This is a genomic window from Pseudomonas brassicae, assembly GCF_010671725.1.
Taxonomy (GTDB): Bacteria; Pseudomonadota; Gammaproteobacteria; order Pseudomonadales; family Pseudomonadaceae; genus Aquipseudomonas; species Aquipseudomonas brassicae.
This window is the reverse complement of sequence record NZ_JAAHBU010000297.1, coordinates 1-12,481: the sequence shown is the minus strand read 5'-3', so window position 1 is coordinate 12,481 and position 12,481 is coordinate 1. Positions and strand designations below refer to the sequence as shown.

Genomic DNA, 12,481 nt, shown 5'->3' with positions numbered 1-12,481 from the left:
TGCCAGCGAAGAGGCCCGCATGAGCGCTATCCTCATCAGGCTAACCGGGCCTAAGCTTCATCATCGATGCGCCGCGGGCCCAACCGCCGTCCACGGGTGATCAGCTCGACGAACTGGCGCGCATTCAGCGGGTGCGCGAACAGCCAGCCCTGGCCATAGTTGACCCCTTCGCTGTTGAGCAGCAGCGCCTGGTCCTCATACTCGATACCTTCGGCAATCACCCGCAATTGCAGTGCATGGGCCATGCGAATGATGTGCGGGGCCACGCCGCTGCTGGCCGCATCGTGCCCCAGCGCATCGATGAAGGCCTTGTCGATCTTCAGGCAATCCACCGGCAGGGTCTGCAAGTAGGCCAGGCTGCAATAGCCCGTACCGAAATCATCGATCAGCACCTGGTGCCCGACCGCGCGCAACGCCTGCAGGTTGTCGCGCGCGACCACCACGTCGATCAGGCCGCGTTCGGTCACCTCGAAGGCGATCTGCGTCGCCGACACATGGTGCAGAGCCAGCAGTCGCGCCGCGACCCGGCCGATGCGCGGCACCATCACGTCGCACGCCGCCAGGTTGATCGAAATGTACAGCTGGCGGTTGGCGCGCAGCACCTGGCCCAGCTGCTCCAGCACCCGCTGCAGCACGAAGTCGGTGATCTGGCGGATCTGCCCGGTGTTTTCCGCCAGGGGGATAAACAGGTCGGGGCTGGTCAGCGTGCCATCGGGGCGTCGCCAGCGCACCAGTGCCTCGGCCCCGACGCAGCGGCGGCTGGTGAGTTCGAAGATCGGCTGGTACAGCACCTGCAACTCGCCACGGCGCAGCGCGCCCTGCAGTTCCGAGCTCATCGAACGGCTCTGGCGCACCAGCTGCAACACCAACCAGCCAATGCACCAGGCCAGCAACAGGCTGCCAGGGAACAGCAGCCACAGCACACCGTTCATTTTCAGCGGCAGGCTTTCGCGTGGGGTGATCAGCACCAGCTGATAGTCGGGCGACTTGGTGGGCATGCGATACACCAGGCGGTCGGGCAGCTCTATCAGGTCCACCTTCGACGCCAGCGGCCATTGCCCGGCAGGCGGCCAGGGTTGCGCCGGGCCCAGCACCGGCACAGCCCGCGCGCCCTTGTCGAGTACCACCAGCAGGCTGCCACCGGGCGGCAGGTCGACCACGTCGGTGAGGTGCCCGCGTGAGGTAGACACACGAAAGTGCCCGCGGCCGAGCACCAGCGCAGCACGGTTATCGTCCGGCTCGGTGGTGGTGTTGAGCCAGTAGCTGTAGGTGGGGCCTTGAATGTCCGGGGCGCGCAACGGGTCGAAGGTGCTGCTGCCCAGGCGGTTGGAGCAGGACTGCTCGCCGTCCAGGTAGGTGGCCTCGAAGACGAAGCGGTTGTCGAAGGTCACTTGCTGCAACGCGGCCATCATTTGCGCATCGCAGCCGCGCAGGGGTTGGGCCTGCAGCGCATCGACGCCTTCGCGCAACTGGCCGAAGATCTGCTCCAGGCGCTCCAGGAAGCGTTCGCCCTTGGCGTTCATCTGGGCGCTTTCGCTCTGCTGCAGTTGGTGCATGGCCACGCCGATGCTGGCCAGCAGCAACAGGGTCGCACTCGCCGTGGCCGCAAGCGTGGCCAGAAGCCAGGGACGATAGAGCAGGCTGCGCAACGCGGCAAAGGCAGATGACATCAAGAATTATCCCGTTGAATACCATGAGGTATAGCAACTGCCAGCCAAATCGCCCTGCCCGTTGGGCGGCGTTGCTCAGCGCTGGTTGTTCAGCACCTGCAGGATCGCGGCGGTCTGCGCGTCGGGCTCACCGTCGAACAGCTGCGGGCGAAAGCGCATCTGGAAGGCCGACAGCACATGCCGGGTGCTCACATCGAACTCGCCGGTCTGCTCGATGGCGTAGCCCAAGCGCGCCAGTTGTTGCTGGTACCAGGTGGCGCTGGGTGGGTTGACGTCGAAACGGGGACGCTGGCGAGCCACCGCCGTGGCGTCCGGCCAGATGCCCAGGCCGGCGTCGGCCAGGCGCTTCCAGGGGAACAGCGGGCCGGGATCGAGCTTGCGCAGCGGTGCGATATCGCTGTGGCCGATGATGTGTCGGGGCTGGATGCCGTTGCGCTGGACGATGTCCTTGAGCAGCACGATCAGGGCCTGCACCTGCGCTTCGGGATAAGGGTGCCACACGCGCCCGGTGGGGGTATCGGTGAAGCCCGGGTTGACGATCTCGATGCCGATGGAGGTGGAGTTGAGCCAGGTGCGGCCTTCCCACTGGCTGTCGCCGGCGTGCCACGCACGGCGGCTTTCATCCACCAGCTGATAGACCGTCGGCGGGTTGTCGCCAATCAGATAGTGGCTGCTGACCTCGCCATGGGTCAGCAGCGCCAGCGAGCGCTCCAGGTTGGCATTGGTGTAGTGCAGCACCACGAACTGGATGCGGTTGTCCTGGTTGGCCGAGGGGTGGCTGCGGTCGATTCGCAGCCCACTGGCGCAACCGGCCAGCGTGAGCATCAGCAGCGCACAAAGAAACGCTTTCATAGTAGAGGGGCAAGGCCTGAGCAGTCGGTAATGCAATAGCATAACGTATCCTCGAGGGCCGCACTCAGCCCTGTTCTACGCGGTTGCGGCCCAGGTGCTTGGCGCGGTACAGCGCCTGGTCGGCGCGCTTGAGCACAGCCTCGCTGCGTTCGCCCGAGCGGAATGCGGTAATGCCGATGGACAGTGTGATCGTCACCCGTTCGCCCTTGAAATGGAAGGGGCAGGCTTCGATTGCCGCACGCAGTGTTTCGGCCAGCGCGATGCCGCCGGCCAGGGCGGTCTGCGGTACCAGCATGACGAACTCCTCGCCACCGAAGCGGGCGATGAAATCGCGGCTGCGCAGGCGCTTGCGCAGTTCGTTGGCGACGATCTTGAGGACCTTGTCGCCGGCCTGGTGGCCGTAGTTGTCGTTGATGCGCTTGAAGTGGTCGAGATCGAGCATCGCCATCAGCAGGTGGCCGCCGTTTTCCTGCCAGGCGAGCATCTCCTGCTCCAGGCGCTCGGACCAGGCAGCACGGTTGGGCAAGGTGGTGAGCGGGTCGATCAGGGCTTTCTGGCGCTGCTCCTCCAGGTGCTCACGGTAGCCGAGGGCTTCCTGCTCCATGCTGGCCACGCGTTCGGCCAGGCCGTGCAGGCGGCTGGCCATTTCGTGCTCGCGCTGGTCGCGCTGCTGCTGGTGCTCGTCCATGGTGCCGAGCAGGCCTTCGAGGCGGTTTTCCAGGATGTGCTTGAGGCTGTCGAGGTCGGCGGCGCCCTGCACGCTGCTTTGCAGGCCATCGACCTGTTCACGCAGCTGGGTGTTGAGGTCGCGGTCGGCGGAGCTGTTATCGGCATGGCCTTCGCTGGCTTCCTGCAGGTGGCTCTGGAACGACTCGAGGCGTTCGTTGAGCTGTTGCAGGTAGGCTTCGAATTCGTGCTGGCCGCTGTCGGTGATGGCCAGCATCAGCACGGCCAGGTCATCCAGTACCGGCAGCAGTTCGTACCAGTTCAGGCCGTGTTCGAGGCGCTGGCGCACGGCCAGCGCCTGGGGCTTGTGGCGCTCGGGCAGGGTCAGGTCGTCGAGCAGGCCGAGCAGGGTCTGCTCGATGTGGGTGGCGACGGAGCTGTAGGACGGCTCGGTGCCGTCGGGGAGGGCGTAGTGCAACTCCTCGGGGGTGGGTTCGGGTGGCGCCTCGGCTTCGACCTCGATCACCTCAGGCGCTGTTGCGTCGTCGACAACATCCCCGGCAAGGCACTCGTCCTGCGGTGCCTGCTCCGGCGCATTCGCTGGCAAGCCAGCTCCCACAGTGACGCTGGCGAGCTCAGGTTCGTTGGTGTCACCGTGGGATTGCGCAGACGACGCTGAGCCTGTGGGAGCTGGTTTGCCAGCAAATGGCTGCACAGCCGCCCCGGTGTCTCCTTGCACGGGCGCGGCAACGGCTGCAACTCATCCACGTCTGCAACAGTCGTCACGGCGGCCGGGGCCGGCTCCGGCATGGGCTCAACAGGCTCGACCCTTTCCACTGTTGCGGGCACCGGCAAAGGTGCCACCGCCTGTGCCTGTGGCTCAGGCGCTGGCGCCTCTTCCTCATCCCGCCCACCAAACAGACGCTGCAAAAAGCCCGGCTTGCTCGCCTCTTCAGGGTGCTCCAGCACGGCCAGCGCCTTGCCCTGCAAGCCACTCAGCTCGCTGAGCAACAACGGCATCTCGCGCGACTGGCTGGCCCGCACCTCGAGCTGCTTGGCGAATTTCTTCAGCGGCCGGCTGACTTCGCTGGGCAAGGGCAGTTTCTGCAACTGGGCCACCAGCGCATTCAACGCCGTACCGACCTGGGCAATGCGCGTTTCACGGCGTTGCTCGGAGTCGAGCACGGCCTTTTCCAGGCGCGGGATCAACCCGGCCAGGGCGGCGTCCATGTTGTCGGTACGGATGACCTCGCGCATTTCCTTCATGCACTGGTCCACGGCCCGGTCGCTGCCTTCGGCAGCCAGGGTGCTGCGCACAAGGCCGCGGCGCAGCAAGTCGAGACGGGCGTCCCAGCGGCGTTCGAGCTTTTCCTGCTGCTCGATGCTCTTGAGGTATTTTTCTTTCCAGCGCTGGGCTTCGTCGGTCATGCCAGGGTCCGCAGAGGAAGGGACTAACGCAAGGCCGGAAGGGTATCGACAGTCAGAGCGTCAGGCAAACGAATCTCAACCGCGACCGGAAGATGGTCGGAAATCGGCTGGGAGAGCACCTGCACACGCTCCAGGGTAAGGCTCGGGCTGAGCAGAATATGATCAAGGCAGCGCTGCGGGCGCCAGCTGGGGAAGGTCGCTTCCACCTGCGGTGCGATCAGGCCCAGGTCGCGCAGCGGAGAGTGCTGCAGCAGGTCGGTGGCGTGGGTGTTCATGTCGCCCATCAGCACCTGATGGCGGTAGCCGCTGATCAGCTCGCGAATGTAACCCAGCTGCAGGGCGCGGGTACGCGCGCCGAGCGCCAGGTGCATCATCACCACCACCAGGGCGTCTTCGCCCTCGCCAAAGCGCACCAGGATCGCCCCGCGACCGGCCGGGCCGGGCAGCGGGTGGTCTTCGAGCAATTGCGGCTTGAGACGGCTGAGTACACCGTTGCTGTGCTGGGCCAGCCGGCCAAGGTTGCGGTTGAGCTGCTGGTACCAGTAGGGGAACGCGCCCAGTTGCGCCAGGTGCTCCACCTGATTGACATAGCCCGAGCGGTGGCTGCCGCCATCCACTTCCTGCAAGGCCACCAGGTCGAAGTCGCCCAGCAGGTCGCCGATCTTCTGCAGGTTGCCGGCCCGCCCCGGGTGCGGCAGCAGGTGCTGCCAGCTACGGGTCAGGTAGTGGCGGTAGCGCTCGGTGCTGATGCCCACCTGGATGTTGAAGCTGAGCAGGCGCAGGCGCCCGTCCTGCGGCAAGCCGCTTGCCTCCAGATGATGCGGGTTGACCTGCGGTTCATGCAGGCCAACCAGACGCTCGGGTTTCCAGCGACGCATGCTTTCGCCTCTTATTTGGCGGTGCGTTCCTTGGCAATCAGTTGATCAGCGACGTTCAGCACGCCTTCCGGCCCGCCTGCGGTGCCCTGGTCGAAACGGTACTTGCCGTTGACGACCATGCTTGGAACGCCGGTGATGCCGTATTTCTTGGCCAGTTCCTTGGCCTGCTTCACCTGCCCCTTGATCGCGAACGAGTTGAAAGTGGCCAGGAACTTGTCCTTGTCCACACCCTGGGTGGCGAGGAACTCGGCCATCTCGTCAGGCTTGATCAGACGTTTGTGTTGTACCTGGATAGCTTCGAACACTGCCGCGTGCACCTTGTGCTCGACACCCATGGCTTCGAGGGTCAGGAACATCTGCCCATGGGCATCCCACGGGCCGCCGAACATGGCGGGAATACGCTTGAAATTGACATCCTCAGGCAGCTTGTCGACCCACGGGTTGATCACGGGCTCGAAGCTGTAGCAGTGCGGGCAGCCGTACCAGAACAGCTCGACCACTTCGATCTTGCCAGGCTTGGCCACCGGTACAGGGTTGCTCAGCTCGATATATTCCTTGCCGGCGATCACAGGATCAGCCGCCTGGACCGTCATACCGAAGGCGCTGGCGGCGACCAGCGCGGCGCTGAGAATCAGATTACGCATGCGTTACTCCTGAGCAGTGATGAGTCGCCTCGTCGCGACCTGTGTTCAGACAGGCCCGGGCAGGTTCGAGTTCGTTAGTGTAACGGCCGAGCACAGAAAAGGGTGGCCTGGGCCACCCTTTTCATCGTTGCATCAGACCATTAACCCAGCGTTAACGCCGGGATCAATGCAGGCCCTGGATGTAGCTGGACAGTGCTTCGATGTCCTTGTTGCTCAGGCGGCTGGCGATGGTGCGCATGGTGGTGGCGTCGCCATCGTTGGTGCGCTCGCCCTCACGGAAGGCGGTCAGTTGCTTCTTGGTGTAGTCGGCATGCTGCCCCCCCAGGTGCGGGAAGCCTGCAGCGGCATTGCCCGCGCCATTGGGTGCGTGGCAACCGGTGCAGGCCGGCAGGCCCTTGCTCAGGTCGCCGCCACGGAACAGCGCTTCGCCGCGTGCCACCAGCTCAGGGTTGGCAGCGCCCACGCTGCCCTTCTGGCTGGCAAAATAGGCGGCGATATCGGCCAGGTCCTGCTCGTTGAAGGCAGCCAGCATGCCGGTCATCTCCAGCACGGTGCGCTTGCCCGACTGGATGTCGTGCAGTTGCTTGGCCAGGTACTTCTCGCCCTGGCCGGCCAGTTTGGGGAAGTTCGGTGCCAGGCTGTTGCCGTCGGGATTGTGACACGCGCCACATACAGCGGTTTTTGCCTGACCGGCAGCGGCATCGCCAACGACAGTGCCAGCAGCGTTGGCGGCCCCGGTGATGCCAACGGTCAACAGCAGACTCACGAGTAGTTTGTTCATCAGCTAATCCAACTACGGCTAAGGGTGAAAGAGTTATGTATCGGGGCTACCTGTTCTAGTGGCTCGCCCCTCAAGGGGTGGCCTGGTAGTCCTCGCTACTGCAGTCCATGCACAATCCACGCGGCGGCATAGCCTTGAAACCCTGGGTGAGCTGCACCGACCGGTTCTACGACCCCTTTGTCAGCGGTGACTTCCACGCTGTCGGGATCCTGTGTAGCCTGAGCGCCGAAAACGACCCTTTCAGGGTTGGGGGCTGCACTGCGTTCTACTGCGCAAGCTTGATCAAGCAGCTCCCGTGCACATCCTCCTACGCTGGGATAATGCGCACACGAAAAACGGGGGCATTATATACTCCCGTGCCTGAAACGGAAACGACACCGCGTGCCGAGACCCCCTCGCGCAACGCCCAATCGGAAATACCATGCAAGTCAAAAACCCCATCCTCGGACTCTGCCAGCAGGCCAAATTCGCCCTCAGCGCCGCCAAAGTCGACCAGTGCCCGGACGACGAAGGTTTTGAAGTGGCCTTCGCCGGCCGCTCCAACGCCGGCAAGTCCAGCGCCCTCAACACCCTGACCCACGCCAGCCTGGCGCGCACCTCGAAAACCCCGGGGCGCACACAGCTGCTGAATTTCTTCAGTCTGGACGACGATCGGCGTCTGGTCGACCTGCCGGGCTACGGTTATGCAAAAGTACCGATCCCGCTCAAGCAGCACTGGCAGCGCCACCTCGAGGCCTACCTGGGCAGCCGCGAGAGTCTGAAGGGCCTGATCCTGATGATGGACGTGCGCCACCCGATGACCGACTTCGACAAGATGATGCTCGATTGGGCGGTCGCCAGCGGCATGCCGATGCACATCCTGTTGACCAAGGCCGACAAGCTGACCTTCGGCGCCGCCAAGGGCACACTGCTCAAGGTACAGGCCGAAATACGCAAGGGCTGGGGCGACAGCGTGACCATCCAGCTGTTCTCGGCGCCCAAGCGCCAGGGCCTGGAAGAGGCTTACGCGGTGCTGGCACGCTGGATGGAACTGCCGGACAAGCCCGCAGAATAAGGGCTGCCCGGCAAACGCCGGGCAAAAAAAACCCCGGACTTCGTATGGGGAGGGGGAAGTTCGGGGTTCAAGTTCCGGACCGCTAGGGCGGGGTCCAGATATCTGCCAACACTTAACACAACATAGGAGCATCGAAGGGCTTCACCAGCCATTCAGTTACTCTGAGTCGTGGTTCACCGGTTTAGTTCCTGAGCGCTAGAAACTATTTGCGATAACCCGCTTGAGGCTAGGAATGCCGCGACCTTATGCCGCAGCATTTTTCTGCCAATGCAGGCGCCGGTGCTGCCGGCGACGACCCCTACCGCTCTCGACTAGTGCGCTTCATCCCAGTTCGCGCCCACGCCCACGTCCACCACCAGCGGTACATCCAGCGTGGCCGCGCTGCTCATGTGCTCGCGAATCTCGCGGGTTACCTGCTCGACCAGGTCGTCACGCACTTCCAGTACCAGTTCGTCGTGTACCTGCAGGATGACCCGAGCATCAAGCCCGGTGCTCGTCAGCCAGTTATCCACCGCCACCATGGCGCGCTTGATGATGTCGGCCGCGGTGCCCTGCATCGGCGCGTTGATCGCCGTACGTTCGGCTGCGGCGCGCTCCTGCGGGCGGTTGGAGTGGATGGTCGGCAGGTACAGGCGGCGCCCGAACAGCGTTTCCACATAGCCCTGGTCGGCCGCCTGCTTGCGCGTGCGCTCCATGTACTCGCGCACTCCCGGGTAGCGGGTGAAGTACACGTCGATATAGGCCTTGGCGGTCTTGCTGTCGACGCCGATGTCCTTGCCCAGCTTCTTCGCACCCATGCCATAGATCAGACCGAAGTTGATCGCCTTGGCGCTGCGCCGCTGCTCGGAAGTGACCTCGCTCAGCTCGACCTTGAACACTTCGGCGGCGGTGGCCGTGTGCACGTCCAGCCCGTCGCGGAAGGCGCTGAGCAAGCCTTCGTCCTTGGCCAGGTGGGCCATGATGCGCAGTTCGATCTGCGAGTAGTCCGCCGCCAGCAGTGTGTAGCCGGGCGCGGCGATGAAAGCCTGGCGAATGCGCCGGCCTTCAGCAGTGCGTACCGGAATGTTCTGCAGGTTAGGGTCGCTGGACGACAGGCGCCCGGTCGCTGCCACCGCCTGCTGGTAGGAGGTGTGGATGCGCCCGGTACGCGGGTTGATCTGCTCGGGCAGGCGGTCGGTGTAGGTGCTCTTGAGCTTGCTCATGGAACGGTACTGCATCAGCACCTTGGGCAGCGGGAAGCCTTCTTCGGCCAGCGCCTCAAGCGCCTCTTCAGCCGTAGACGGCTGGCCCTTGGGGGTCTTTTTCAGCACCGGCAGGCCAAACTTGTCGTACAGGATGGCGCCTAGCTGCTTGGGCGAGCCAAGGTTGAACGGCTCGCCCGCCAGGGCAATGGCCTCGCGCTCCAGCGCGTCCATCTTGTCGCCCAGCTCGCCGCTCTGGATCTTCAGCAGCTCGGCGTCCACCAACGCACCTTCGCGCTCGATACGCGCCAGCACCGGCACCAGCGGGATCTCGATGTCACTCAGCACATGGGCCAGGCTCGGCAGCAGCGCAAGCTCGGCGTGCAGTTTCTGGTGCAGGCGCAGGGTGATGTCTGCGTCTTCGGCGGCGTACGGGCCGGCCTGGTCCAGGTGGATCTGGTCGAAGGTCAGCTGCTTGGCCCCCTTGCCGGCGATGTCCTGGAACGTGATGGTGGTGTGGTCCAGGTACTTCTTGGCCAGGCTGTCCATATCGTGGCGGGTCGCCGTGGAGTTGAGCACGTACGACTCGAGCATGGTGTCATAGGCGACACCGCGCACGGTGATGCCGGCACAGTTGGCCAGGATGTTGATGTCGTACTTGGCGTGCTGGCCGACCTTGAGCGTATTCGGGTCTTCCAGCAGCGGCTTGAGCGCATTGAGCACGAGGTCGCGGTCCAGTTGCTGCGGAGCACCTTCGTAGGTGTGTGCCAGCGGAATGTAGGCGGCTTCATAGGCACGCACGGCAAACGACAGGCCCACCAGTTGCGCCTGCTGCGCATCGACCCCGGTGGTTTCGGTGTCAAAGGCAAACAGCTCGGCGTCCTTGAGTTTCTGCAGCCACACGTCAAAGCGCGCCTGGTCGAGGATCGTCTCGTACACAGGCGCTACCGGCGCTGCCGGTTCGACGGGCGCCGCAACGGCAACCGGTGCCGCCTCAGGCGCCGCAACCGACACCGACGTGGCCACCGGGGCCAGTGCCTGGCGCTTGGCATCGCGCTGCACCTCGTCGATCCAGCCCTTGAACTCAAGGTCGGTGTACAGCGCCAGCAGTGTGTCGCGGTCCGGCTCGCCCAGGTGCAGGTCGTCCAGCCCGACGTCCAGCGGTACATCCACCTTGATCGTGGCCAGCTCATAGGAGAGGAACGCCAGGTCCTTGTGTTCGAGCAGCTTGGCCGGCAGCGTCTTGGCCCCGCGAATCGGCAGGCTCGGCACGATATCGAGGTTTTCGTAGAGTTCCTTGATACCACCGTTGACGCCCACCAGCAGGCCGACGGCGGTCTTTTCACCGACGCCCTTGACCCCGGGGATGTTGTCGGAGGAATCGCCCATCAGTGCCAGCAAGTCGATAATCTGCTCGGGAGCGACACCGAATTTCTCTTTCACGCCGTCCACGTCCATGGACGAACCCGACATGGTGTTGACCAGCGTAATGTGCGCATCGACCAACTGCGCCATATCCTTGTCGCCGGTAGAGATCACCACCGGGCGCGAGGCGGCGGCGCTGCTGCGCGCCAGGGTGCCGATCACATCATCGCCTCGACCCCTTCCACGCACAGCAACGCGAAGCCCATGGCCTTGACGCTGGCATGCAGCGGCTCGATCTGCACGCGCATGTCATCGGGCATGCTCGGGCGGTTGGCCTTGTAGTCGGCGTACAGGTCGTCGCGGAAGGTACCGCCCTTGGCGTCGAACACCACTGCGAACGGGCTGTTGGGGTACTGCTTGCGCAGGCTTCTGAGCATGTTCAGCACACCCTTCACCGCACCGGTGGGCATGCCCTTGGAGTTGGTCAGCGGCGGCAGCGCGTGGAACGCGCGGTACAGGTACGACGAACCGTCCACCAGGACGAGGGGAGCTTGGCTCATGAGCAGAATCAACCTTTTCAACGGGCCCGGCGCTAGAATGTCCGGAACATTGACGACAAAGGGACAAGGTTATCATGCGTAGACTAAATCGCCTGTTGCTGCTCGGTGTGCTGGCTGTCGCTCCACTGGCGGCCAGCGCGGCGGATGAAGCGCCTTCGGCCGATCCGGATGTCACCATTCGCACGGAAGGCGACAAGACCATCCAGGAATACCGCCAGAACGGCTTCCTGTATGCCATCAAGGTCACGCCCAAAGGGGGCAAGCCTTATTTTCTGGTGCGTGCCGACGGCTCGGAAGGTAACTTCGTCCGTTCCGACCAACCCGATATGCTGATTCCTTCCTGGAAAATCTTCGAGTGGTAATGCAGCACCCTACCATCCACCTGGCACGTCCTGCGGGAAGTGCCCGAATGAGCAGTTTTTGACCATGTCTGTCTTCACCCCACTGACCCGGCCCGAACTGGAAACCTTTCTGGCACCCTATGGACTGGGCCGCCTGCGGGACTTCCAGGGGATTGCTGCCGGCACCGAGAACAGCAACTTCTTCGTCAGCCTCGAACAGGGTGAGTTCGTGCTGACACTGGTCGAACGCGGCCCGATCCAGGACCTGCCGTTCTTCATCGAACTGCTCGACGTGCTGCACGATGCCGACCTGCCTGTTCCCTACGCGCTGCGCACCACCGACGGCGTGGCGCTGCGCGAGCTGGCGGGCAAGCCGGCGCTGCTGCAGCCACGCCTGCCGGGCAAGCACATCAAGGTGGCCAACAACCAGCATTGCGTGCAGGTGGGCGAGCTGCTCGGCCATTTGCACACCGCTACCCAGCACCAGGTGCTGGAGCGCAAGACCGACCGCGGGCTGGACTGGATGCTGCAGACCGGCGCCGAGCTGATGCCGCGGCTGACCCCGGTGCAGCAGGCGTTGCTCAAGGGCTGCCTGGACGAGATCGCCCAGCACCAGGCGCAGATCCTGGCGCTGCCACGGGCCAACCTGCATGCCGACCTGTTCCGCGACAATGCCTTGTTCGAAGGCACGCACCTGACCGGCCTGATCGACTTCTACAACGCCTGTTCGGGGCCGATGCTGTATGACCTGGCGATCACCCTGAACGACTGGTGCTGCGAGGATGACGGGCAGATCGACCCGCCGCGGGCGCGGGCATTGCTGGGAGCGTACGCGGCGCTGCGCCCGTTCACGGCGGCCGAGGCGCAGCTGTGGCCGGTGATGCTGCGGGTGGCCTGCGTGCGGTTCTGGCTGTCGCGGCTGATTGCCGCCGAGTCGTTTGCCGGGATGGACGTGCTGATTCACGACCCGGCCGACTTCGAGGTGAGGCTGGCGGCGCGCCAGCAGGTGGAGATCGCCCTGCCGTTTGCGCTCTAACCGCTGAAAAGCTTCGCTGGCAAGC

Annotated in this window: 8 protein-coding genes and 3 pseudogenes; 3 read left to right on the top strand and 8 right to left on the bottom strand. The window is 64.2% G+C overall.

The genetic code is table 11. From position 1 onward, the window contains the following. Positions 1-50: 50 nt before the first annotated feature. The 7 genes and pseudogenes from G3436_RS19310 to G3436_RS29020 all read right to left on the bottom strand — a co-directional run bounded on the left by G3436_RS19310 (position 51) and on the right by G3436_RS29020 (position 7,209). Positions 51-1,670, bottom strand: a complete 1,620-nt coding sequence (locus G3436_RS19310; RefSeq protein WP_163948198.1) for an EAL domain-containing protein — start codon at positions 1,668-1,670, stop codon at positions 51-53. Between the two features lie 75 nt (positions 1,671-1,745). Continuing rightward, positions 1,746-2,522: an N-acetylmuramoyl-L-alanine amidase gene (locus G3436_RS19305; protein WP_163948195.1), complete on the bottom strand. Its 777-nt coding sequence runs from the start codon at positions 2,520-2,522 to the stop codon at positions 1,746-1,748. Positions 2,523-2,586: 64 nt separating this feature from the next. Next, positions 2,587-4,616 (bottom strand): annotated as a pseudogene (locus G3436_RS19300) (GGDEF domain-containing protein). Positions 4,617-4,639: 23 nt separating this feature from the next. Continuing rightward, a complete protein-coding gene (locus G3436_RS19295; protein WP_163948192.1) occupies positions 4,640-5,494 on the bottom strand; it encodes an endonuclease/exonuclease/phosphatase family protein in 855 nt (284 codons plus the stop codon). 11 nt (positions 5,495-5,505) lie between these two features. After that, on the bottom strand, positions 5,506-6,138 hold the full coding sequence (gene dsbA, locus G3436_RS19290; RefSeq protein ID WP_163948188.1) for a thiol:disulfide interchange protein DsbA: 633 nt from the start codon (positions 6,136-6,138) through the stop codon (positions 5,506-5,508). Between the two features lie 163 nt (positions 6,139-6,301). Next, on the bottom strand, positions 6,302-6,919 hold the full coding sequence (locus G3436_RS19285; RefSeq protein WP_163948185.1) for a c-type cytochrome: 618 nt from the start codon (positions 6,917-6,919) through the stop codon (positions 6,302-6,304). Positions 6,920-6,989: 70 nt separating this feature from the next. Beyond that, a pseudogene (locus tag G3436_RS29020) lies at positions 6,990-7,209 on the bottom strand (hypothetical protein). Between the two features lie 131 nt (positions 7,210-7,340). On the opposite strand from G3436_RS29020, the gene yihA reads away from it, so the two are divergent. Then, positions 7,341-7,973: a ribosome biogenesis GTP-binding protein YihA/YsxC gene (gene yihA / locus G3436_RS19275; protein ID WP_163948182.1), complete on the top strand. Its 633-nt coding sequence runs from the start codon at positions 7,341-7,343 to the stop codon at positions 7,971-7,973. A 311-nt stretch (positions 7,974-8,284) separates the two neighbouring features. Here the strand turns inward: yihA and polA are convergent. Further along, positions 8,285-11,079, bottom strand: a pseudogene (gene polA, locus G3436_RS19270) (DNA polymerase I). A gap of 74 nt (positions 11,080-11,153) precedes the next feature. Between polA and G3436_RS19265 the strand changes: the two are divergent. Further along, positions 11,154-11,441 carry a DUF2782 domain-containing protein gene (locus G3436_RS19265; RefSeq protein WP_163948179.1) on the top strand — a complete coding sequence of 96 codons (288 nt, stop codon included), beginning with the start codon at positions 11,154-11,156 and terminating at the stop codon, positions 11,439-11,441. 64 nt (positions 11,442-11,505) lie between these two features. Continuing rightward, positions 11,506-12,456, top strand: a complete 951-nt coding sequence (locus tag G3436_RS19260; RefSeq protein ID WP_163948176.1) for a homoserine kinase — start codon at positions 11,506-11,508, stop codon at positions 12,454-12,456. The last annotated feature ends 25 nt before the right edge of the window (positions 12,457-12,481 follow it).